At 50.4% G+C, this 24,933-nt stretch carries 18 protein-coding genes and 1 pseudogene; 1 reads left to right on the top strand and 18 read right to left on the bottom strand.

All coding sequences use genetic code 11. The features are described from left to right. Positions 1-1,469: 1,469 nt before the first annotated feature. The 3 genes and pseudogenes from BN2591_RS24930 to BN2591_RS19380 form a co-directional block, all read right to left on the bottom strand. Positions 1,470-1,673 (bottom strand): annotated as a pseudogene (locus tag BN2591_RS24930) (ATP-binding protein); the annotation flags it as partial. Further along, a complete protein-coding gene (locus BN2591_RS19385; protein ID WP_208616151.1) occupies positions 1,670-2,419 on the bottom strand; it encodes a DUF4194 domain-containing protein in 750 nt (249 codons plus the stop codon). The pseudogene BN2591_RS24930 and the gene BN2591_RS19385, both read right to left, overlap by 4 nt. Before the next feature lie 5 nt (positions 2,420-2,424). After that, a complete protein-coding gene (locus tag BN2591_RS19380; protein WP_086873472.1) occupies positions 2,425-3,921 on the bottom strand; it encodes a DUF3375 domain-containing protein in 1,497 nt (498 codons plus the stop codon). 373 nt (positions 3,922-4,294) lie between these two features. On the opposite strand from BN2591_RS19380, the gene BN2591_RS19375 reads away from it, so the two are divergent. Continuing rightward, positions 4,295-4,963 carry a hypothetical protein gene (locus BN2591_RS19375; RefSeq protein WP_086873471.1) on the top strand — a complete coding sequence of 223 codons (669 nt, stop codon included), beginning with the start codon at positions 4,295-4,297 and terminating at the stop codon, positions 4,961-4,963. 1,036 nt (positions 4,964-5,999) lie between these two features. Here the strand turns inward: BN2591_RS19375 and BN2591_RS19360 are convergent. From BN2591_RS19360 to BN2591_RS19290, 15 genes are all read right to left on the bottom strand, one after another. Next, positions 6,000-7,409: a VasL domain-containing protein gene (locus tag BN2591_RS19360; protein ID WP_086873469.1), complete on the bottom strand. Its 1,410-nt coding sequence runs from the start codon at positions 7,407-7,409 to the stop codon at positions 6,000-6,002. Positions 7,410-7,785: 376 nt separating this feature from the next. Beyond that, positions 7,786-8,235, bottom strand: coding sequence for a type VI secretion system baseplate subunit TssE (gene tssE / locus BN2591_RS19355; protein WP_086873468.1), 450 nt, complete (start codon positions 8,233-8,235; stop codon positions 7,786-7,788). Positions 8,236-8,987: 752 nt separating this feature from the next. Further along, positions 8,988-10,469, bottom strand: a complete 1,482-nt coding sequence (locus BN2591_RS19350; protein WP_341864805.1) for a DUF2235 domain-containing protein — start codon at positions 10,467-10,469, stop codon at positions 8,988-8,990. 6 nt (positions 10,470-10,475) lie between these two features. After that, positions 10,476-10,775 carry a DUF2235 domain-containing protein gene (locus BN2591_RS24925; protein ID WP_341864804.1) on the bottom strand — a complete coding sequence of 100 codons (300 nt, stop codon included), beginning with the start codon at positions 10,773-10,775 and terminating at the stop codon, positions 10,476-10,478. Between the two features lie 16 nt (positions 10,776-10,791). Further along, entirely contained in the window at positions 10,792-11,295 is a 504-nt protein-coding gene (locus tag BN2591_RS19345) for a DUF3304 domain-containing protein (protein ID WP_086873467.1), read from the bottom strand. Between the two features lie 326 nt (positions 11,296-11,621). After that, on the bottom strand, positions 11,622-12,359 hold the full coding sequence (locus tag BN2591_RS19335) for a hypothetical protein (RefSeq protein ID WP_086873465.1): 738 nt from the start codon (positions 12,357-12,359) through the stop codon (positions 11,622-11,624). After that, positions 12,343-12,798 (bottom strand): hypothetical protein, encoded by a 456-nt coding sequence (locus BN2591_RS19330; protein WP_086873464.1) that lies wholly within the window; start codon positions 12,796-12,798, stop codon positions 12,343-12,345. The genes BN2591_RS19335 and BN2591_RS19330 overlap by 17 nt, the downstream gene beginning before the upstream one ends. A gap of 56 nt (positions 12,799-12,854) precedes the next feature. Further along, on the bottom strand, positions 12,855-13,664 hold the full coding sequence (locus BN2591_RS19325; RefSeq protein ID WP_086873463.1) for an immune inhibitor A domain-containing protein: 810 nt from the start codon (positions 13,662-13,664) through the stop codon (positions 12,855-12,857). 33 nt (positions 13,665-13,697) lie between these two features. Then, positions 13,698-14,183, bottom strand: coding sequence for a DUF4123 domain-containing protein (locus tag BN2591_RS19320; protein WP_086873462.1), 486 nt, complete (start codon positions 14,181-14,183; stop codon positions 13,698-13,700). A gap of 2 nt (positions 14,184-14,185) precedes the next feature. After that, positions 14,186-16,516 (bottom strand): type VI secretion system Vgr family protein, encoded by a 2,331-nt coding sequence (locus BN2591_RS19315; RefSeq protein WP_086873461.1) that lies wholly within the window; start codon positions 16,514-16,516, stop codon positions 14,186-14,188. A gap of 5 nt (positions 16,517-16,521) precedes the next feature. Continuing rightward, positions 16,522-17,046 (bottom strand): type VI secretion system lipoprotein TssJ, encoded by a 525-nt coding sequence (gene tssJ / locus BN2591_RS19310; RefSeq protein ID WP_086873460.1) that lies wholly within the window; start codon positions 17,044-17,046, stop codon positions 16,522-16,524. 19 nt (positions 17,047-17,065) lie between these two features. Beyond that, a complete protein-coding gene (tssG, locus tag BN2591_RS19305) occupies positions 17,066-18,145 on the bottom strand; it encodes a type VI secretion system baseplate subunit TssG (RefSeq protein WP_086873459.1) in 1,080 nt (359 codons plus the stop codon). Beyond that, positions 18,109-19,878 carry a type VI secretion system baseplate subunit TssF gene (tssF, locus tag BN2591_RS19300; RefSeq protein ID WP_086873458.1) on the bottom strand — a complete coding sequence of 590 codons (1,770 nt, stop codon included), beginning with the start codon at positions 19,876-19,878 and terminating at the stop codon, positions 18,109-18,111. Before tssF ends, tssG begins: the two co-directional genes overlap by 37 nt. A gap of 58 nt (positions 19,879-19,936) precedes the next feature. After that, complete coding sequence (gene tssA / locus BN2591_RS19295; protein WP_086873457.1) at positions 19,937-21,547, bottom strand: type VI secretion system protein TssA; 1,611 nt, start codon at positions 21,545-21,547, stop codon at positions 19,937-19,939. Next, positions 21,548-24,928 (bottom strand): ImcF-related family protein, encoded by a 3,381-nt coding sequence (locus BN2591_RS19290; protein WP_143468271.1) that lies wholly within the window; start codon positions 24,926-24,928, stop codon positions 21,548-21,550. Positions 24,929-24,933: the final 5 nt, after the last annotated feature.

Genomic DNA, 24,933 nt, shown 5'->3' with positions numbered 1-24,933 from the left:
TTGACGGCCTCTCGCCACGGATGATCTTTCCACAACAGCTTGCGGGTAAAACCATCATCAAAAAACCTGGCGGGAGAGTGCGGTAATTTGACCTCCAACAGCCGCACATGCAGACGATTGTTGCGCTGATTTACCCAGTGCAGCGCTTCCTGTGCAGATTCAGGCGCAACCAGAATACGCAGCCTGTTACTCCCGACAGCGCGTTCAATCGCTCCGCGCCATGGCGCTTCTTCCGGTTTAACCTGTATCAGTTCAGCGACAAAAGGCAGTTCAGACTCATCAACGTTCAGCGCTTTTGCCAGCTCGCTGCGAAACGCCTGATAATGGGCGGGAAGGTTAGAATCCGGACGACGCGCAATCTCGGCGCTTTCAGCATGTCGTTCCCGAAGTTTTTCGGTAATGCCAAGGCTGAGCGAGCCTTTTTGATACGCCTCTTCCTCTTTTAGCGTTATATTATCGGCAAGCTGCACACAGCGGGCTTCGGCTTCATGCTGATTCGCCTCTAGCTGTTGCTGACTCAGGTCAGGCGGCAACCCCAGATTATGGATCAACTGTTGATACTGGCGCGCCAGAGCCTCCCGACTGCCGAGCGTTTTTTGCCAGTCCTTAATGCGCTCATTCAGATCATCAATATTGGCGCCACCGGCTTGATAATAGCGCTGTATGCAGTCAGCAACCTGTTTTTTCTGCTGCTCAAGCTGCGACAGGATCTGTCCTTCGCGAATCTGTGCCTTACCAAACTCGATTTCAAGATGGCTGACCTTTTCCCTCCAGAGCTGGCTTGCCTGTTGTGCAAACCAGATGGGTAATAGTGATTCCAGCACTTTCCTGTCAGCAAGTTGCCGCGCTTGCTTCTGGTACTTATCCCAACTCAGGGCAACAGGCTGCAATGACTGCTGCTGTTTACGCGCCGTTTCCAGCTCCTGATGAATTTCTGTCAGACCATCAAAACTATTGGCCACTTCCGTTGCGCGATCGAAGGCGGAGTGATCGTCCAGTACCAGCTCGCGGAAAATCTCATCAATGCTGTTGAGTTGTTTTAACCCTGCCGCCCGATTTAACAGCGTAAAGGCGTTTTCCCCCACTTCGAAGAAATCCCTCAGGCGCGCCAGGTACTGCTTTTTATTCGGATATGTCCAGATCCCGGTCACTTCTTTTTCCATTTGCCGCAGCAATCGTGTGCCGCCGTCATGGTAAACGTTCAGCCAGTGTTCCAGCGTCTGTTCGAAGTTATCGCTGAAAAGCCAAAGCCTTTTCATATCCGTCACGCTGGAGCTTGTGGAATCAAACCACAGCAGTGCCCCCAGACGTACCTGCTGCCCTTCACGCTCCAGCGTCGCGGCGATGCCGGTCACGGTTTTACCCGGTCTGGCAATATGCGATTGCCCCTCCCCGCCATCGCCGGGGCCGGATACACCGCGGACGTAAGAGATCAAATCCCTGTCGCTTTCATGGCCGCCGGTTGAGGCCAGATTGTAGCGGGGATTGGCACAGAGTAGCGTCATCAAGGCATCGACCAGCGTCGTTTTTCCGCTCCCGGTAGGACCAATAACAGCGGTACCTTCCTGATGGATTGCTGCCTGATGCAATCCATTAAAACCGCCCCAGTTGAACAACTCGATACGAGTGAAAATAAAAGACTCCTTTCCAGCCTGACGCGCGATTTGATTCATACGTCCTCCTCACTACTTTCCTTTGCTGACGAAACATCTGGGGAGGTTTGTTGAGCAATTTGTTCCCGCAGCCATGCCAGTAATGCCTGAAGATTCATCGGGTCGGCAAAATGAGCAATAATCGGACGAATCACGATCCGCTCATGCGCATCCGGCGACGTGACCAGCCCATGCCCCTTTAATTGATCCAGTAAGGTAAGCAACCGGGTGCGTTCTTTTGATTCACTCCCTGGATCGCCAAGGTAAATCTGGAGCTGAGGGAGGAGATCGTCGATAGCGATCTGTGCCTGGCTGGCGCCCGTTCCACTTTCCTGCTCCCAGGCAACAAAATGCTGGCGCAGTATGGCAACTAATAATGATTGTTCCAGGTTAAGCCGTTGCCGTCTCACCAGAGGATGAGACCATTCATCCTGCTCTGGCGTTTCGTCAAGCCTGACTTTGACATACAGTAGACCGCGGATCTCATCAATGCCGATATCCAGATCGAGAGGTTCCAGAATGCGAGTCACCTCTTCAAGATGAGTCAGTAAAACGCGGTACAGATTGGGTTTACTGGCCTCTTCCAGCAGGCCGTATTTAAGCAATTCCTGAGTCGCTTCGCGTATTTTTTTCAGCGTTCGGATTTCGCTATTGGTTGCACTTTCCTCAACCGACTCATCTGCAACCGCTTCGTCCGATGGTTCTGATTCACTGCCTGCATTTGCAGCAACGCTCCGGTTAATTTGTCTGTCAAAAAAGCCCGCCATACCTGTTACTCCCAATCGATATCCATTAATGCCTGACTTTCCAGACCGGTAGTGGGCAGATTAAACCGCCAGCAGCGACCTTCTCCATCACTCAGCTCAGCAAATTCGCGCTGTGAATCAATAACCTCAATGCCCGCTTCTCTCGCCATGCCAATCCAGACAGCGAACGTTTCAAGATCGTGAGCCGGGGGCAACAGCGCTGCCAGTTCAGCCAGACCTACGGGGCGATTTTCTTTTGCCAAAAGCTGCAACGTCTGCTGAATCAACGCCTCACGATCGAGGCCATTGAAAGCATCCCAGAAATCATCGCCAATCTGAGTTAAATCCACCGCATGATTACTGAGATCTAATGTCTGTTCCGCTTCATCATCCACCTCTTTGAACCGTAAACGTTCAATAGCCGGGATGCCTGTTACCGCCACACCAACGGCAGGAAGCGGAACCTCTTGTTTGCGAATCATCTGGCGCTGCCAGTCGAGTTTTAACGCCAGATTCAGAAACTCGTTAAGCAGATGACCAACGCGCTGGTGTTCAGCAGCAAGCCCGGTTTTCATGAAACCACGGACATCACGCTCGCTACGGGCGCGAGCCTGGAGTACGGTTTGCGATTCATCCACCAGACGTTTAACCAGCCAGCGTAAATCATGACGCTGTAGACGGTTAAGCGCATCGGAAGCAGACGGATGGCTAAGAATCACACGTAGCCGTTCATTCATCACCTTAAGTTCAGAGGATTGACGGAGTTGCTGCTGAAAACTGTCGAAGACTCTTCCTTCGGGAGTATTAAGCAGCGCGTCCTGATCGTTGAGCAGGCGTTCTACGATATCGCCGCGATGATATTGCTCACCAATAATGGATTGCCGAAGCGCACGGTCGGCTTCGCGCCAGGAGTCTTCAACGCGACGAAAGTCAGCCCTCAGGCTGGAAGCTAAGTTGAAGACCTCTCGGATATGTTCAACCGCCTGATACGTTTCCAGCACCTCAATATGCCCGGCTTCGGCTTCCTGTAATTCACGTTCCAGCTCGGCAATACGACGACGTAAGGTTGAAACTCGGTTTGCCGGATTAGGATTAAGCCGAGTTTCCAGATTTTCAATTTCTCGCTGTACGGTGGACAATCGAGAAGCCGTAGAGGTCATGAAACGATTATCCAGTGATTCAACAAACGTAATTGCGACCTCAAGCGCATCAGTGGCGAAGATACGCCCATCCCGTTCAACAATTAAACGGCGTTTAATCCATTCCCGCAGTTCACGGCTGGCCTGAAGAGATGGATTTTCCTGATTAATCTCGTACTGTTCCTGACTCACATGCTCAACAAGAATGCCGGTAAGAGACTGAATCGCCTCCTCAAGAGGGATGCCATCATGTGATTTTTCAAACAGTGCTTTCAGGCTACTCAGTACTAATGGGGAGCGACGAGTAGCAAGAAGTACCCATGCAGGATGCTGGTTTTTTGCTGATATATAACTTTCCGTACGCTGCCTTGTGTTTTCTTCCATGTAACTGAACCTTCAACAAAGCGGGTTGAGATGCCAGACTGCGATAATTCACCGTTGCGGATTCTTTTTCAGCAGACCGCCTTACTTTATGATTTTTAACACAATATTTGATCCAGGTACTTTTATACAGAAACCGGAAAATATTGCCCCCACGCTCAATATATTCAAGAAAGATATAAAGACAGGCCGCGGAACAATATCTAAGACCACACTGACCTTACCATTTACCGATAATCAAATTGATGACAGAGCTAACAGAGCTATAGGGAAAGCCCCACTAATTTAACGATGCAACAAAAGTCTTCCACTACTGTGTAGTTTCACGTACGCTGTGCGGCTGGATTTCTCCCAGCGAAAATTCGCAGAGATACCCATGAACCGCAAACATACGCCATTCATCTCCCTCTCTCGCCGTAAACGCCGGGCTAAAACTCTCAAAATCAAAACCCTTATCAACCGTGAGCGGGAAATCTGGGGTGGGCTCTTCTATGACGAATGCGATCATGCAGCAGCCGTTGCCAGCGGAAACTGGTGCTGGAGCGATATTGTTTTTCTTGGACACGATCCGGCTGTCTTCTGGAATGCAGAGATCATAACCGCCAATGTCGCTTTTGCCGATACCGTAGAAGAAGCGGCATTCAATGAAGCTATGCTTCTGCTGGAAGCAGTTGGTAAGCAGAATGCGGTCCTCTCTGATAACAGCCCAGATAATATCATCGGCCACACATTGCTTCGTAGATCCGAGCAAACCTATTCGATATTTAACGGCTTAACCTTCAATGATTTTACCGATAAACGAGCACTGGAGATTGCCCGGGATGCTCCCCCGGCAGTTTACTGCGGCTACCGCATCTTACCGGGTTTCGCTTCCGGAATTGGCTTGAAGATGGTCGTTGAGGCTGATGTCTTAAAGCAGACTCTGATTGAAGCAACTATTCAAGATTTTCTTGCCCGCGGAGAGCGCAACTGGGTCTCTGACATGCCTTCACCGGTCCGCTATGCGGGACAAGATATCTGTAACAAACTTGACACAAAAAGCTGAGCATCTACGGGAACGAACCTTGAAAAACGAAGCCGCATACCTCATAGCCGCGCGGTTAATGGCCGCGCTCAATATGAGGAAAAACCATGGCACGAACTCGCGCAGAAAGGCGCCACCATATGCGTCGAATGAAACAAAGACGGCAACACGACAATGCAGTTGGCGACGGTTGTCCAAAACATCTGGGTCGTCATTATAAAACTCCGTGTAGCTGTTCCTGCTGGATGTGTGGACACCAACGTTACTGGTATGGACCAGGTATGCAGGAGCAACGCGCACGAGCAAAAAATACATGAGGAGGGCATATGAGGTAACTATCTATGAAGAGGAACCTAAAATGTCTGTTTTTAACACACGACGAGACCGTGACCGGAACGGTAAACCAAAACCACATTACCATGTTGGTTATCCTGGATTCGATGGCAAGATGATGCACCATTGCGATCGCATCTCTGGATTCTGGCCGAACTGGAACACCTGTCATTGTCCGTCAGCCTGGACACGTATGTTTATGACCAGGCCACGCCGGGCAAAAGAATCTGTCGCTATCGGGCAGATAATGAAAGGAACCGATCCCGACGGGATACTCTTCCCTCACCGAACGAAGCCATATGTATATTATTACTAAACACATCCCCCTTGCCGGGGCTTTATTACCAGAGTCAGCCGTGATCGATTGTTAATATCCAGGTAAAACGAGCCATACCTTAATACAGAACTGTCACGAGTTTTGAAAATCCCCGTGTCCTTGGTTCGATTATTCGCTACAGACCTCACGCCTCATCCGGAACGGATACTGCAAAGCGCGTTGGATAAATGAGTCGATGGCATCTTGCCCCCCTGCCCGAAAATCAGTGCAGTCCCCCATCAGATCCAACTCATCAACCCCGGGAAAAGGCCGCTGTTGCTGCACCACGTCCTGTGCGTGACCACACTAATAAAAAGGTGGCGCACTCTCCTGCATGGAGAATCAGCCATCATCCTTGTCACCAAAAGTCGTTTCCTTAATCGTTCAGGTGGTGCTGTGATTAGCCGATCATTCGGGCAGCAACGCCGTTACAGATGTGCTGTTTTTTATCTGCCCCAGCGTATAAATCTGAGAGCGGAGATGCTGTTCCAGTTGCCGGATAAGTTGCTGACGCAGAGGAGAATCGACTGGCAATAAGTTAATCTGACGAAGCTGTTCCTCCGTCGGTTCAGTTTGCTGAAAGCTGGTCATCATGCCGAAGACGGATGATTTGAGTTCGCTGACCGTCATGTATTTACCCTTATGCTCATCCAGCCCACTCAGTTGGTTACTCAGTTGTTGTAGCTTCGTCATCCCTTGATGCCAGCCATTCAGATTTTCTGTCGGTATGCTGGCGGCGTTTAACTGCCGAAGCCATTGCTGTGTCAGCGGTTTCGCCTGTTCAGGCCAGAGCGACTGCGCCTGTTTAACCAGTTGACGGCTATAGTCAATATTCCAGTCCGGCGGCAACTGGCTTAAACGCGCGAGCTGCTGCTGCGTTTCTGTGAACAAGGCTTGCGGTATGGGCGCTTGCTGGCGCAATGAATCCAGTTGCCCAGGGTTGAGTATTGCGGGTAACGGTGCCAGCGATGCACTAAGCTGGGCCTGCAACGGATCAGGTCGGTGTAAAATATGCCAGCCCCACACCGTTGCCGCACTTATTACCAGCATGGTGCACATTCCTGCAGCAAAGGATTGCCACTTTTTTTCCTGTACCGATATCGCCGCCAGCACATCCACGTTTGGCTGATGTTCGGGCTGTGCAACATACACCCAATTTGCCGTGTTGGCCGGTTCATTCTTTTCTGTAACAGGAATACCAGGCAGAGCATCACTTATTATTCCCGCGCCACTCACGACTGTCGCAGGCAACACGATACCAGTCGGAAGGGCTGTACCAGAGCCGGAGATACCATCACTGTTTTCCAGCTTAATAGCACTGTTGTGTATTAGCGTACGCAATATGTCGAACTGACTAAGATGTTTAAGCTCCAGGCGCTGTAGCACCGCGCCGAGACTCGTAAGCAGTTGCTCCGCCCGATATAGCTGGTTGAGATCGCTATAGTTTAGCGGCAGCGCGCGCATCCGTTGCTGCAGGCGCTGACTCAGATTGCTGAGAATTTCCATGCGGGCGTGAACAGGCTGCGGCCAGAGCCCTCCCCACTGGTGGCTTATCAGGGCCTCCAGTATTGCCAGCCCTTCATTCAGACCAAATAAGCCGGCCAGTTGAGTCCGGGCAAGCGTATACCAGGCCGCAGTCTGCAACTCCACGCCATTTTGCTCAAACAGTGAGAGACAGAGCTTTTCTATATACCGCCAGTTCACGTCAGGGCGTGCCGGATGGGTCAGTTTGCTCAGCTCATCGCGCAGGGTGGCATAATCCGGCAGAGTACGCGGGTCGCTACCGGTTTTGATTTTACGGGGGGAGATGTCATTCATGACCACATATCCATCTGACGTGTCTACAACGGTGGAAGATTATTCTTTATACGGCTTCATTTTCTGCTTATTCGAGATATTGCAGATACTATTGTGCTGCCAGATCAGCAATATATATCCCAAGGTGCAATAACACCTTTATAAACAGTGTCAGCCAGTTTAATTAACAAAGTAACATGCGCCTGCGAACTGGAAACGATGAGTCTATTTTATAAGAAAATATTAACGTTAAGCATTATCTTAGGCGCACCATTAAGATATTCATGACGCTAATAATATTTTTTCCTTGCATATTACTGTGATTTTATTGAATGAAAGATCATGATGCAGTTTCGGCACATATGTTCTGTTTGAAAATATCCACAACACTAAATACTTATAATTTATCTGTCTCATCAAGATACTGTTGATGTTTAAGATGCCGAAGCAAAACGCGGCCTTCAGGCATAAAGGCTGTGCCATAGCGTACCAGGCCAATACCGTTGAGTTCAGCATCAATGGCATAGCGCAGTTCACCAGGGATTTTCTGTTCGAGAAGAACAACGGTTATTTTTTTCAGGCGCGGCTCGTATTTGAGGAGCACTTCAGAAAACGTCTGCAGCAGCTGATGGGCGGTACCCGGCATACCCTGAAGAATTTTGGTCATATCCGGTAATCCATAATCCGGCAAATGCTTCAGCGTTCCGGCTCGGCAATTGAGGATACGCTGCATGTTGTCGAGCACAGACAAAATCACCTGGTTTTGTTCATTAACCTGATGGAGCTCAAGGCCACCGGTGAAGTCGCCGTAAAGCGTCTCATATAACGAAGGTGAATTTCTTTCCATATTTATTATTAACTAACGATGATATTTAAGGAGTGGGATTGTATTTTCAGAAAAATCATTTCGTTCAAGATATTGATTTATTTTTACCTCGTTAAACTACTCTAGAAAGGTCTCCAGTAAACATTTCATTTCTCCTTGTAAACTACCATAAGAACCAAGCCCCTTTCTGCAAATACATTTCTACCCTTGGTGGTTCTAAACCTTTTTCAGAAAGGCAGATTAATAAAATCATTATCATTTATGATCAACCTTATAATGGTCCGTTCAACCTCTTTGAATTTATAGCAAATGAGTTCTTTATTATGATCTGCAAATATTTTTTCTCTTTCGTTAACTTTTCATGAAAAAATAATCCAATCACTTGCTCAACGACTGACAGGTCCTCCGGTTTTATCGTAAATCGAGCTAAGTAGCATAGACGTTATTTTTCTCCAAAGATAATCCCGCCAATGAACCAAGTTGGCCTGGATTGCAGGCCAGTATCAATTGCTGGTGCATTTACATTTGCAACCGCTTGATGAGGAGGATCCTGATTGATAGAACATATCCGTACCCGTACTCTAATTTTATGCATTCGATTTTCCGGTAGCTTTGCCGCTGACCAGCGTCACCTTCTTGTCTGCAAACAGCATATCGCTCGCTAATTTCAGACAAATCTTTTGTTCTGCGGATACGTACATGGCACCGTTATATGCCCGGATTTTCACGGCATTAGCATGGCCGGGAGCCGCTGTGGCTTCTGATAAAAAAGACTACACTTCAGGCCGTTCCATCGAACGAATAACAAGAAAGTCCTGAGAGATAATTGCATTTTTCTCCACTGTTTGAATATCGTGAACAAACCAGGCATACATTTCAGACGGAGCTGTATCTGCAGGAAAGGGTTGTGGCTGATTATGAAAAGCGGCATGCGCATAATCGAGAAACCGCCTCGCTCGCCTTAATGCTGGCCCATAGACATCAGGCGCGATCAGGAGGCGTTTATCATCAGGATTACCTTCCATGCTATTTTTCATTTTTACTGCAGCATCATGGATATCTTCCAGCCATCCGCAGTTTTTATGCAGCACATCGAGTTCATTCTGATAGCGACCAGCCATAACGTTGGCCTGCTGTGAAATACCCAGTAATCCGGCAGATGCACCAGCTAAAGCCAAAGTATCCCCTCGCTCTTTTTCATATTTAATACATTCGCTACGGTATTGATAATATTGCAGCCCCAGCCACTCGATATAACTATCCAGATGGCGGTTTTGCGCATCAACATTGACGGATTTAAAAGGTATGGCTTGCTGATAAATTTGGGTCCACTCTGCAACTGATTTATTTTTAACCTGATCATGCAAGATGAAATAGCTAGCAACAGTTTCGGACTGGACACGCAAAGTTTGAAAATCAGGAAAAGGAACCCCGGCCATGGTTGCAGCACGATACATCCGGTGTAATGCAACCCGACAGAGTTCCGCGCTCGGTTTTTGTTCATTTGGTTTCAGACCACCACCTACATCCTCGGAACAGCCGGGCTGCAGCTCTTCCTGATGTTTATCATTACTCCCTCCCAGGCAATAAAGGCTACGCCAGGGACGATTTTCATGAGCGGCAACCAGATGCAGCGCATTTTTAACTGTAACGGGTAATGCGGACTCCTGGTCAATAGATTTATCACCCAGTAAAACGCTGATACCTTTTACAGGCCCGCCAAACGCTGATACAAACCAGCCGACACCGTTATTGTTACTGGCAGGCGTATGTCGGGCGCAATCAAACAATCCGGTAAAGATAATCTCTACTGGAATACTTTTATAGAAGTATTTCTCCCCCTGTTTCTGACAGATATCAGCTAACAGCGTATCGATAAATTTACGCGCAAGTGTTGCGCCGAGATCAAAACCGAACAATGAAATGGAGATAAGTTTTACTGGTACCGGGCTGTTTGCTTTTGCCAGTTCAAAGAAACGCTCAAAGCGAGCCTTTGCAGAGTTTATTCTGGTATCAACACCCGTTACCAACATATCAGCAATGGTGGGATTATCACGTAACCAAAGCGTCGCCTCGATAAATGTTTTTTTGGTTGCGTTTTTAGCAATATCAGTTGTCAGTTTTTTCCACTCAGCGGGATAAATAAGTTTTTTCCCGGAGTCTTTCAGTACCTCCCACCAATTTCCCCCTCTAATTAACTCTTTGCCCGCATCTTTCGCCATGTCTTTCGGCTGATCCTTGAGATCATCCAGCACGGAGTTTTAAGCTCCATCCATAATAGTGTGAATCCTCTCGACCAGTTCCTCATTAAAAGGTGTCCCGAGACCCGATATATAAAATTTATTATGTGTATTTAGTGAAGTATCTTGTTTCTTTTCAGGAAATGCTCTAAATAAGCGCGCCACATTACTAAGGCGTTGCTCAGGGACATCCTGATCAATATTGCGATGTATACCATCAAAGAAGAAACCAACATGCCAGGTACGTGAACAATTTTCCAGCCCGGCATCCTCCGCCTGCTGTGCCCGTTTCGCAGCAGCAATAATGCTTTCGATATCCATCAGTTGTGCTCCTGCTTTACAGCTTTTCCGGGAATATCAGGCCGTTTTCATAAGGCGACCAGGCATTATCACTCCAGCCCAGCAGAACTTTATCTCCGGGTAAAAAGTGAACATGCAGGTCATTTTCTCCCCGCTTTCTTTCCGGTAATGGCATCACGACACGACGCTTTTCAACACGCATTCCTTTGAGATATTGTTCATGGGTGATATCCAACGTCCAGATAATTTCCGCCGTCTTCCCGCTGATACTACCGCAGCATGTTGTCTTACCACCTCCGTGAGCAAACGCATTTGGCCCCGCGATCCCGTTCACGCTAAATCCCAGAATTGGCCGGTCAATTTCACTGTGGATTATTAACGTGACCGGCCCGGCTGGTGGTCCCCAGATTGACGCCTGGACAATATATGCGCCGTAAATAATAAAAGGTGCAATCAGCACTGCCCAAATCCATTTTCCCCAACGGGCATAGCCGCGATTTACAGCGTTATCAACTTTGCTGAAGGTTTTAAAAAATCCCATTATTTATATTCTATTATGAGATAGCTGCCGCCGCAGTTCAGCGTCACCTTCTTCTTGTCCGCGAACAAAATGTCTCTCGCTGATATCAGGCTCAGTTTTTTTCCGTGGATAATGTGCGATATACGGGCGGCCAATATCACCGCTGTCATATGCAATACCGACTTCCGTGTCATCAGTCAGCAGCGTACGCCAGCCGTAAGTATCGCCGGAATAGGGCTTCGCCTGGCGTATCCATAGAGAATCGTAGCCAGACAGCAACCCAGCGACCTGGTTGAACGATATCGAATAGCAAACTTATTAGGCAGCTCAACATGACTATGTTTTGATCAAGTAATCAGTGCATCTATGTATTTCGTTAAAAATCCTTTTGCTTTGTAAATTAAAAACTGATCGTCACAGTCTTTTTCTAAAGAGAAAAAACCTTCATACAAATGAAAGTAATCCGATTCAAATTCATGCCCTACAATAAACATCACAAGAACAAATGCAGCACGAACATTTAAACTAAGGCAGTATGTATCAGATTTCTCAAGCCCAAGGCATATGAGATCATTACTTTTATCACAACCTAAATACATACATTTTTGTGGATAAAGTTTTTTTAATAAGTAAAATATCTGATTATTTAAATCAATGCTACTAAAACCATCGAATCTTTCACTAGCAAGCTTATTTTTAAAATCTAAGATATGTATATTACCTCCCCCCAATACATCTGTTAAATACTCATTAAATTTATCATATATCAGCATAGATCTTTCTAATTCCGTGCCAGATGAATGTTGTTCATTTACAAAACCAAAGCAAGAATACATTGGATCAGTATTAAACCCGGAGCCAAGTACTATAGCCATATCAATATATAATTGCAGAGGGCCACGTTGCATTATATTTGATGCCTTAGCTTTATTAATTAAGTTTGCAAGACCAACTTTAAAATTTTTCGAACCTAATTCATTAAATATAAATGGAAATACCTCTTTACAATGTTCAGATAATTCATTAACGAAAGCGTTTTTAGAATAAAAATCTAGTAAGTCTAACTGCTCAGTGCTTATCTTCATCCAAATCTTTACCAGTAATAATTAATCTTGTTGATGAGATGAATTCACCCACATCTGTCCTTTCCGAATCATACACATTGGTTAGAACGGAAAAAACCGCAACAACATCAACAGAGCCATCAACAATAAAGGAAGATATTTCCGCATCTAAAATAGCCCATTTAAATGAAACACTTCCATTAACTGGAATATATGTCATTTCTTTCTTTAAATCCCAATTAGCAATATTAGGTCTCAAGGGCATGCTTTTTTTTGTTCGATGATCAACCAGTTCAACACCAGGACCGGTTTTTTCAATGAACTTCAGGGGGATATAAAACCCTTTAGAGCTAATATTTTTGATAGTGACAACAACAGGGATCTCTCGTTCATTATTGTAAATACACTCCTCACGTCTTTCACAATTTGCAGTGATAGTGAAGTAATCATTCTCAATCATTTTAGGCTCTTTTGAGTGTAAAGTTGGTGAAAGAATAGTAATAAAGAACCCCAGTATTATACTATATCGCATTCAATTTTTCTTCCTAAACCTGGCTCATTAAGTAAATCTCTTGCTTCAATGGCAATGAGCCAGCCATGCCTTTTCAATATAGTAGTATTCCCGTATGCAGCCATAATTGTCGACGACGGTTCTGCAGGATTGCCGCCATTATAGGGAACCGAAAATGGCGCATCTAGCTTGCCATCAGGCTTGTAGTAAACAACCTGGTCTTTATGCTGTACACCTGCTTTATAACCATACTCATCTGGTAACCCAAAACAATGTCCAAACTCATGAGCATAAACCCAAGCCCCTGTATCTTTAGACACGTCAAGAAACTTTCCAGTAACCCCCTCACGATTATATTGTTTATGAATTCTAAAAACATAATGTTCGTTTGACGCTACAAACACCACTTTGAATTCTATTGGAAATATTTTGACTCCACATTTAGGGTCTGTGGTTTTTAAAGAAAGCTTATTATCCCAATTTTCTTTAATACCTTTCATTAAAGTTTTTTTTGATTTTTCAATAATTGTTTCGTCTACACCTTTATCTGGCTCGATCTTCAATCGTATCTCCACACTAACTTTCTTTAAAGTTTTACAGTAAATTATTAATTTATATTGTCTCGTACCAAAATTATACTCATACGATTCACCTTCAGCATTTAACTGATCTGAATACCTTTTTACAGGATTCACCTTAATTTCTTTGGCATAGTCTTTACTCCAGCAAGATGCACAAGGTAAAGTCGCACTGATGGCTGGGTCCTCGCACCGTGCTACTTCTGAGGGGCGTTGAATCCTCTCTTTCACTCCCATAAACAATCCTTTATTGCGAAACCAATGAAAAAATCAATTTATATAATAATCCTCACCGTTATATTTACAGCCCCAGCTTATAATTGAGATTAAAAAGATTTCTAATTGCTTGGCTGTTAAAACCTCTGGTAAAAAGATAAGAACCCGAGGATCATAATACCTCAACATTGCCACCTGATTATTTGGCATAATTACCTCTAGATTATTTTTCAAATGAATGAAAAGATCTTTAAAAGATGACGAGCTTAAAATCCAAGAAACAGAATAATATTTCAACTCTAAATTAGTTAATATAGAAAAAAGATCATTATCAATACTTTCCAAAGCCAATAGCCAAGGTCCTGCAAATGCGAGATATCTATCATCCCAACTATCAAATAATGGCATTACACCATTACGTTTAACCAATTCTATTGTGCAGAAACGATCATACTGAGCACCATCAACAAGAGCATATATTTTTCTTTTATCGCTTTCACGTTGTATTTCTTTCAGACGGTCTATTATTGAATGCTTCATTATTATTCTCCCTTAATTAGTATCGGTGTACCATTTTCTGCAGCTTCAAGAAGGCAACTCAAACATATGCCACTTTGGCTAAACGAAGGCATCATTCCGCTCAATAATGCTGGTGCTGTCAGATGCGTCCGCTTTATCTTCCGCGTATATGTCGTATCTGTACCGTACTCTATCTTCCCTTCATCAATGATGAGATAACTGCCGCCGCCGATCAGCGTCACCTTCTTCTTGCCTGCGAACAACATGTCGCTCGCTGATATCAGGCTCAGTTTTTGTTCTGCGGATAAGTGCATTGCGCCGTTCTGTGCCTGGATGTGCACCGGACCTTCGCTGGCGTTCAGCGTCAGTGAACCCGTTCGTGCGAACAGACCGATACCTTCTCCGGCCAGAATTGCCGTGTTACCTATCGCACCGCTGCTGAAATCTCCACCCGCATTCACTGCCACATTCTGACCGGCAGCCAGTTGCATATGTTCGCCGCTGGTGAAGGCCACGCCCTGCGGGCCATGGAAATGGATCATCCCGTTCAGTGGTTTCAGGCGTCGGTCGAACATCGCTTTCTGGCTGGCAATATCCGCTTCAAGTGCCTGCGCCTGTTCTGCGGCAACGGCCAGGGCTTTCAGCTGCTGCTGACAGACGTCGATTTCTTTCAGCGCCGTTTCCATGCTCAGCACTTCTCCCACAGCCTTCTGCTGTCCGTCAGCGGTGATAAACAGCCCTTTCGCCACGCGAATGACGCCATATTCATCCGTTCTGAGTTCATAACCGGAGCCCCGCCGTTTGTTCTGCTCATCAACGATATGACCCTGGTTGAGCTGTGTGCCGCCGAATGGCGTGGCGAGTGCAATATGCTCCTGCCCACGCAGATCCTCCATTCGTAGCTCGTTGCCTGCCGCCGTGCGCAGGATGTTCTGGCTGCGGTTATCGCGGGTGACGATCTCCTGGTGCTCTGAATCGTGAAATGCGTGGGCAATATACGGGCGGTCAATATCACCGCCATCATATGCAATACCGACTTCCGTGCCGTCAGTCAGCGGCGTGTGCCAGCCGTAAGTATCGCCGGAACAGGGCTTCGCCTGGCGTATCCACAGGTAGTTATAGCCGGGCTCTGCATCTTCTCTGGTGAAGTCCATCTTCACCCGGTAACGGCCCTGATTGTCCAGCCAGGCATAGATATCGCCCTTCTCCCGGCTTTCAATGTGCGCCGGCAACGTGCCGTGGATGTGTGGCCGGGGTTCCTCCTGTGGCCGGAAGCAGAACTGTTCGCTGTACGGCATTCCCCATACCGACACATGCAACCGCGTGTCGCGGGCGGCGCGATAGGTGGTAAATGTGATCAGCATGCCGTCTTTCAGGTCGTTACGGTTGCTGCCGTCTGCTTCCAGCACCATGCCCGGCATCAACCCGGCGGCGTTACTGAACAGGTGCAGTCTGACTGATTTATTCAGTTCGCGTTCGTGGTGAAGTCGGGCATAAAACGCTCCGCTTTCAGTTTCCGGTTCGACGGTGCTGTCTTCGCCCACCTCAAGAAAGGGCTCGGCGTAGCGGTAGTGTTCTCCGATGGTGGTGGCATTGTTACTGACGGTGACAACAGCATCCATCGGCGTGCCTGCCTTGCGATAGTTGTAGTCCCGCGTACGCACCATCCCGGTTACCGTGTTATGCCAGGTGCGCAGCCCCCATACCGATTCGGCTGCACCGTCATACAACGCAGACGGCTCTTGGTACGGTAAATGCTCACCAGACTGGTAGAACTGCTGGCCGTCGGCAAAGGTCACCGTGTCCAGCCCGGTGACATCATTCCCCCCGGTTCGGAACCAGATACCGACCTCTGAAAGCATTCGCCGGATAAATTGCAGGTCACTTTCGCGCCACTGAGTGATGAGATCACGCGGTGGGTAACGCTTCTCCAGACGAAACTCAACATCCGCACCTTCCAGTCCATGGTTACGCAGTACCTGTTCCACCAGCTCCGGTACAGAAAGGTTCTGGTATATCGCACAGCGACGGGTATGAGAGAGCAGCGCAAGGCGGGATGAAAGCGTCACGCTGTAGTGCGTCCGGTCAACGGTCGAACCCAGCCATTCAAACGCCGTAATCACGCCGTGGACTTTACGTCCGTTGAGCATGCGCAGCGTGGCGTATTTCAGCAGTACATCGTCTGCCGCCACATCGTTTTGTGACGTGGTGAACTCAATGCGCCATTTCGATGGCGCACTCAGTGCTTCGCGTCCGTAAAAATTCAGCACGTCCGGTTTTACCCGGCTGTCGTTTATCTCAAGCATGTAACGGGTTTGCCCGTAGAACAGTGCCCGCCAGTTATCCTTCGCCATGGTTGTCACTCCTTAACGGGAACCAGCGTCAGGAATCCGCAACCCAGTTCAATGGTACGAGGTTTGTCCGGGTCGAGGTCATCGCGGCTCAGCACCAGCCGCCAGGTGTTGTTTTTCAAATCCGGGCGGTTGAATAACCCGATAACCGCGACATATTGCGCCTCTTCATCCATCTGCATATTGAGCATCACGCTGCCTTTGGGCATCACCAGCAGGGATTTGCTCGCCACAATATCCTCCTTCAGCACCGTACCGGCTTCACGCAACAGCATCTGGTAGTCGGCGGCATCCTCCTTCTGACGTTCCCTTAGCTGGTAGACACGAACCATCGTCGCCAGCGGCGTCTGCGCCTCATCGGCATTGACTCCCGAGCGCGGTTCAAAATCGAGATGCAACACCTTAATCTTTTTGTAGAAGATAGATTTGGTCATACTGGCCGCACCATCGGAGATGGCCTGCGTCAGACCGCAACCGGACAGCAGACAACTGAGAGCGAGCAGAACAACCTGTCGCAGAAAAACGGATGTCATGCAGAGATTCCTTTCAGAATTAGTCAAAACGATAACCGCCATCCTGTGCGGGATGTAAAGGTTGGCAATCCAGCCCCTCATAGCACCCCAGGCTGACGGTCAGATGGCAGCGCTTGCCGGGTTTGCCACTTTTCAACCCCAGAATGCCGGTACGGCCAAGCTGGATGCGGTGCTTTTGCCCGAGGCGCGGTTCTGGCAAGACACTCACCGGCACAGTCAGGCGCAAGCGCACATCAGAGCGATAGCCCAGATACACGCGCAGCAGCACCATCAGATCGGTGTGTAGCTGGCCACCGGGGAGCCAGCCTTCAGCTTCGCTCGGGTTAGTGGTTGCCAGCTTTAGCAGAATACGGCTGCAGGCCTCTTTGCCGGTTTTTCCGAGCGTGGCGCGCTGCGACAGGGAAACACGATTTTCTTTCCCCAACCCACTGCGCTGAGCCACCTGCACTTTGACTGGGTCCGGGCTGATGATCGTTGCGGTGGTATGCGGGGCCAGCAGGCTAACCAGCTGGCTAATACCTTCCGCATTGCGGGTTGGCAGCCGCATCGCCCCGAGCAGTGCCAGAAAACGGGAAACCGGGGTTGCCACGTTTTCAGCCGTACCGGGGATCCCCAGCCCCACCAGTCCCAGCAGGCATTGCGAAGTTTTATCGGTGCCGCCCGCTTCAAAGGTCGCCGGGTAGGCGTATTTACGCCATATTCGGTAGTACTGCGTGGTAATGCGGTGGCTAAAGATATCGAGAAAAGCAGTTGTGGCTTCATATCCTTCCCGCCGCTGGGCGATATCATCCAGATAAGCGGTCGGTAGCGGCGAATCCACACCGTACATTCCAAGAAAGGTCGTACGGACCGTAGGTGGCAGCTCCGGATGTTCTTCATCCGTCTCAACGGTGCGTAATTCGCTGGCCGGAAACCCCATCCCCGGCCAGGGGCGAAAGCGCACTGGGTCGGCATTTGGTTTCTCAGCTGTACCCAGCAAGGGTGCATCGGGATTATGCTGCTCAAGCAACTGGCAGAATCGAAAAAAGTTAACCCGCCAGATATCCTCGCCTAGGTGTTCCGTCAGCCCGGCACCCGCTGGCTGTGATTTTCTTTCCATCGCAGTCGTTTCCCTGTCGGTTGCAGCACCAGCGTGAGCTGATTGAAGAGGTGAACATCGGCATATAGCGCAAAGAAGCGGTGCAACATTTCACCAAACAGATTCACATCCCCCTCGCCGGCAAAGTTATCGGCATTAAGCGTGATTTCAATCTCGACGCCGCGCAGCATGTAGCCACGTTCAAAACGGCGCACCAGCGTATGCTTCACCGCCACAATAGCTTCCAGACGGCGTCGGTTCATCTCATCATCGGTCCAGTCATACAGCGCCAGCGTGCCGCGCAGCACTTCCGGGTTATCCATCATGCTCAGAAAGCTGGAACCCAGATGGCTCATCACCCGCCAGTGGAAGCGGTCACTCGCTGGCGGATAGAGTGGCAATGTTGGCGCACTGAGGTTTCGCACTTTCACCGCCACCTTACCGGCCTTTACCACCCGGTCGAGCAACGTGCTTTCCAGCGCTTTGCGGGGCATTTGCCCGTTGGTACCGGTGATACGAATGGAGAGCGATTCCGGCTTTTCAGCAAGCTGCTCCATTTCAAACGAATGGCCGCCGAGGATAAGCCAGGTGTCATACAGCCCGGACGGGCCACGCTTCACGCGGGTGTGGAAATAGCGCTCCGGCGCGTCAAAGCGCATCATGCCGCCGCGATGGCGAAAGCTGGTAAATGGTACGTAAGGGTGTTTACCATTTTTTATCGCGCCGTGAATATCATCGACGCTGTAGATTTCCGTGTGGCCGTTCTGCACACGCAGCGGGCGCAGCAGGTATTCGTTTTCCAAAGGGTCGATGGTCAGCGGGTCGGCTTCCAGCGTAAAAAGATTAATCACCGGCGCGCAATGCAGGCGAAAGTTTTCGGTTTCAAACGGCATATCGGACGGCCAGCCGCCATCGAGCACGATGTCGGTTTCAAACCAGGTGGTATCCTGGTTCAGCCCGATCAACTCCAGCCCGCGCAGTTCGACAAACATAAACTTCTGTCGAAAGCTGAAATACTCCAGCAACAGCTGATAACCGCTGAACGCAGAGTCGCCTTTCGGCCACAGACGCTCACTATCTTCGAAGCCCATCGGCTTACACCAACCGTCAAAGCGGATGCGCTCGGTGCGGGTCGCGGCATGACGGGCGTAAATCGCATGCACCCGGCGGGTCAGTGCCAGATGCAACGCGGATGCCACCGGGCTTTCGGCATCAAGGTAAAGGGCAACTTTATCAATGCCACTTTTGGCCCAGTCCACCCTGCTGGCGCACTTAAAACGCAGGCGAATAGCGGCACGTCCGTCAGGCTCGGTCTGCAAACGGGCACCAGCCAGATGAATCGGCTGTAGGGTGATATCCCGGGTCGTGCGGTACTGGCAGATGGTCTTGTCAGGACCAACCGGACGCGACAGCACCGGGAAGCCTTCAGGCAGAATTTCAGCCTGTTTAAGCTGCTGCCATTCCGGTTCGAACACCACTACGGAGAGTGACGGAATGGTGCGCATATAGTGCGGCCAGAGCAGGCTCACCAGCCCTTCGGTCAGCTCTGGCAGATCATCGTCGAGCTTTTCACGCAGGCGTCCCATCAGGAAGGCAAACCCTTCGAACAGGCGCTCGACGTACGGGTCGCGGGCACCGGTTTTATCCAGATTTAGCATGGCAGCGCGATCAGGATGGGCGCGGGCAAATTCTTTACCGGCTTCGCGCAGGTAACGCATCTCTGCTTCGTAATAGCGCAGGGTTAAATCATCCATGCACGGTTTCCCTGAATGTTGTGGTAGTCAAAAAAAGAGAAAATTACATCCAGCTTTCTCAGCCGCACAGCACCATCGCCCGGGCGGGATCAATGGCAATCAGGCCAGCCAGCAGCTCGTCCATTTCAGGAGCGAGGCGGGTTTTATCGCTTTCGCTGCGACCCGCTTTAAGGCGTAACAGCTTCAGGCGGCGGGCCTGCACTTCAAACAGCAGCCCGGGCTCCCACTCGTTAAGCGTCAACAGTGGTGCGCTACTGGTGAGCTCACCGAGCAGGTGGAGTGCCATTTCATTGCGTCCGAACTGTTCGGCAACACGGGCCATCAGCAGACGCAACAACCAGCGGCTACGCGGTGACGCTATGCCAGGGCGATGCTGAAGCCAGCCAAGCGCAGCCTCCGGGCCGTCGCTGTCGCCCTTTTCCATCGCCTCGGCTTCCAGCGCAAGAATGTCATCCGTTTGTCCGCCACCGACAACCGCTGCGGGTTGATTGCCAAACCCCGATATATCGTCGTTCACCTTTTCAGCAATCCAGGTCAGCGTCACTTCATCGGCAAACGGCGTGCCATCGTTCCAGGCGAGTTGTTCGAGACCATGCAGGCGGGCCAGCAGCAGCTTCAGGTCGCTGAGGATGTAGTCCGCCCAGCTATCCCAGGGTTGTCCGGCGCGAGTCAACCCTTGCCAAAGATACCACTGCAGGTCGAGCCAGAAACGGTTACCCCCTTCGCAGAACATGGTACTGGCCTGTTCCACTAATTCGGTCCAGTTCTGCTGCAAATACAAACGTTTAAGCTGAGCGCGATAATCCGGTTTTGGGGGGGACAGACGGGTGCGACCGCTGGCATCCAGCGCCGGGATTTGCCCCACCGTATCCCAGCGAACCGCTTTCATCAGCCGATGCGACGCCAGCCAGCCATCCTGCTGATCGGCCAGCCAACGGGAGAGCACTTTCGCTTGGCTTAAAAATTCGCCCTCGGATTTAACAACAATGTCCGGTGCGGACTGCCTGACCGTTGAAACAGGCGTACTTTCGGCTGTACTGATACTTGGTGACGTTAAGCTATCCAGCCCGCCATAACCCGCCAGACGCATCTCCAGCGCATGGGATAAACCGTCGAGAGAAGGGCGTTCGCCCTCCGGCCAGCGCTCCAGTTGGCTATCAAGCAAGCTCAGCACGGCCGCCGTCTGTGAAGTCTGCTCCCGGTTGGCATCTGGCCACAGCGAAAGCGTGTCCAGAATCTTTGTACTGTTCAGCCACTCAAGCGCGGACTTGCGGGCATTCGGGCGGCGCGGATGACAGTGCTCACCGTAACGGGTCAGCATTGCCACCAGCAATGGCAGCCCCTCATACAGCCCGACCTCGCCTTCCTGCTGCAGACGGGCAAAGATATACCAGGTGACCACCCTTAAGTCCCGGGCGGTACGACAGAGAATCTTTTCAGCCAGCTGGCACAACGTTTCTGGATCGATGCCGGAAAGTTTGTTGATTTCTTCGCGCATCAACTGGAAATCGTCGTCATAGGCAGGGTCTTCCCCCGCCCCGTCATTGCCCGCTAATGGTTTAAGCCAGTTCTCCCATTTTGACAGGCTGGCCTGCTGATGGACGAGCAGCGCTGACTGCTGTGCTTCATCGGGAACACACAGTGTCAGCAGCGCTTTTGCAGTAGCCATCTATTCTCCCTCCGTGGTTGCCAGCGTGTTATTCACGGCATCAGCACTTACCGGGAAGATAGCTTCCGGCAAGCGGAAACCCTGCAGCTTCAGCAGCGCCAGAGGTCCATCGCCCAGCTCGCTGCGCAGGATAAATTTCAGCGGATTTCCATCCGGTGTACTCCACACCAGTTGCGTACGGCTGCTGTCGAGAGGCGTGATCAGCGCCTTATTGAGCAAACGAATAAAGCCCCAGTTTCCCTGATAGTGCTCATAGAGGCGCATTTCCGTGTTCACGCTTCTCCAGCTCAGATCCACACCCGGATACCAGGTATTCCCTGGCCAGGTGAAGCTCTGCCAGCTTTCCATCTGGTTGAAGTAATCCAGATACTGACCATCCAGCGTCAGTTGCATTCGCGCAACATCACGTGAAGGGCGGGCCATCAGTTCAAAATGAACCCCCGCATCTCCCTGCGCGAAAATAATGTCGGAAATATCTGCCAGTTGATTAATAGCCGCCAGGAATGCCGGGTTGACGGTCATCCCCTGGCTTGCAGAAGGATCGACGACCCAGTGGCTGCCTTCCTGATGCAAGATGCCGCCAAGGTTGGTTTTAAGAAATGTCGCGATATGCCCGGAATCACCACGCACGAACTGCGCCAGCAATGGGAGTGAGGCATCGCTTCCAGTGGCTTTAAACGGATAACGTCCGGCAAACACGGTGTTCCACTGAGATACAATTGAGTTCTGCCAGCGGGCATTCAGACTGCCTGCCGCCGGGGTCAGCACCTGGCGCCAGGCCAGATCCAGCGGCTGCACAAACAGTGCCTGAGCAAAACCGTTCCACTCCTGCCCAAGGCTTGCCGCCACCAGGCCGCCGTAATCGCGTGTATCGGTCAGATCGATGGCCTTACCCTGAAAGACCGTCTGAGCCAGCATCTGCGCCATCGCTTGCGGATCAGGTGCACTGGTAACCTGTTGCAGTTTAAGGCGCACCTGCGTCACACGCGCCAGCCACGACTGGAAACTGAGATTACCGTTAGTGCCCGTGCCGTCTTTCCCTGCCATCAGGCCGTTCAGGGGTCCAAATACGCCATCCAACGGCCCTTTTGGCCCCTGTGTCTGTTCGATAAACTGTTGCGCATTGTTTTTACGCCCGACCAGCTTTTTCGCCGAATCGACCAGCGAGTCGGCAAGCCGCTCGCCTTTGGCCCCGGTCTGTCCCTGCCAGACCAGCGTGTGCATCAGTGCCACCAGTGGTGACTGACGCGCATCCGCCAGCAGGTTAAGCTGGGCAATCGCTTCGGACAGCGATTCAGCCTCATGCCACTGAATGCTGTTGGCCATGTTCAGCCAGGCATTACCGAAATCGGTAAAGTAGCGCTCAGTCAGGCGCTGCTCCAGCGCTTCCGGCGAGATATCGCTCCCGGCCTGATGAGTCTTATCGGTCAGCACCCAGTCGATTTCCGCGCGACGGGTTTTCACCACTTCATTAATAGCGCCCTCGACCTGCTCTTCCCATGCCTGGCGGGTAAACATGCCCGGCACCACTTCGGAGGTAGAAAATAGGGTCGATGCGTCGGTATCACCTGTCATATCTGCCAGTGTTAAGTCCGGCCAGTTGCGGGCGATGCGCTGCAGCATCTCCTGATACAGACCAGACTCCGCATTACGCTGCCCAATTTGTTTGAGCAGAATCTGACGTACGGTGCCAACCAGGTCTGTATCTGGCTTAATTTTCCACTCCGGGTGCGCGGGCAGGTTCTGGGCATAGAACCCGAGCAGTTTGGGAGCCTGGGTCTGCCAGACATTGTCGCTAACGCCAGTGCGCGTCGGCCAGAATTTCAGCATGTTTTCAGCAAGCCAGGCCGCATCCGCTTTATCCGGACGCGCCAGCATCAGGTAACCCTTGAGAAGGTTATAGGTTTTTTGGGCGGCGGTAGTACGTGCCACACTAGCCGGAGGAAGTTGCACAAACGCGGCTAGCTGACGGTGGAACTCATCAGCCAGCGCATCGCGCATCAGCAGCTGGTTGTTACGGGCATACAGTGGCCAGAGTGAATTCAGGGTTTTACGATCCTGATTCAGACCAAAGCGCGTATACCATGGCGCTCTGTGGACTTGCCTGTTCTGCAAACGGGCAATGGCTTGTTGCAGAATGAGCTGATTACGCATGCGTTCCGTCAACGGTTGTTTTGTATCGGCGGCAACGTGTGCGGTTTCCTGGGCCTGATAGATCTGAGCACGGTTAACAGCCAGAGAAAGTAGTGTTCCTGCGCCCCATAGAAGAACCAGCGCCAGCAGTATCAGATGCAGAACGCGGCGCCAGTGGAAACCGATTTTGTGGGCCTGAATATGCAGACAATCCTCTTCGAGCGCCTGCCAGGCCGGATGACTCAGACGCGCGTGCGGTAACATGGAGTTTGCGGGCAAAACAGGACTGAACATCACGCCTCGCAGGCGGTAAGGTGCAGGGCCGGTCATCAGGCTGGTCAACAAGGGGGTTAACTGCTGTTTAAGACGCCCGCGCAACTGAACGGATAACTGCAGCAACCAGTCGTGGCGGGTATTACGCAGAAACACTGGCATACCTGCACAGCGCAAACGAGAAGCAAGCGTGGTCAATGAGTCTATGGCGGTTTCTGGTGCAGCCCCCGGCCCGAACAATGTACCTGTCGCCGGAACGCCCTCACTTTCCTGACTCCACGCGTCCTCACGGATAAACCATAGCCAGACCGGAGCCTGCCAGCCAAACAGCAAATCACTTTTCTGGCGGCTGCGAGCGAGAGTATCCAGTGCCGCAGCATCCGGAAGCTGCGCGCAGTTCATTACCTGAACAGTGCCGTCTATCGGACGTTGAGGGCGCACCTCCTTCAGCGCGTCAACAAATTCTTGCTCCGGCTCGACTTCTGCCAGTCCGGCATGAATCAGAACAATGCCATCGTTTTCCTGCCAGTGATCACGCTTGAGCCCCGGGACCACTTTTTCGATATGGTCATCGGTTCCCTGAACCAGCAGCAGGCGAACTTTGGATTTCCAGCGGCGGCCGTAGCGCAGACGGAGATGATCGGTGAGCGGGCCGGAGGTAAAACGTGTGGTATCTTCATCAGTATGAGAAGGCGCTTCCGGCTGGGCCGCATTACCGACACTGTTCTCCTCTTCCTGATTCTGATTACCGCCTTTTACCCCAGCAGTTACCATCAGCGTTTGAGCAAACCACCCTGCGACAAGAATGACGATGATCAGCAACAGGCAGATAATAATTACACCAGGATGACTGAAGGGTCCCACGCTCACCATAGCGGCTGTCTCTTGCGGGTAAATCCAGAGAAAACAGCCAGCTATGCCTGTAATACAGAGCGCAAAGAAAATAATAGATGCGAGTGCGGATGGTCTTTTCATAACGA

The sequence above is a fragment of the Kosakonia pseudosacchari genome (assembly GCF_900184035.1).
Classification (GTDB): domain Bacteria; phylum Pseudomonadota; class Gammaproteobacteria; order Enterobacterales; family Enterobacteriaceae; genus Kosakonia; species Kosakonia pseudosacchari.
The sequence above is the reverse complement of the archived record's forward strand: the minus strand, read 5'-3'. Positions and strand labels throughout refer to the sequence as shown.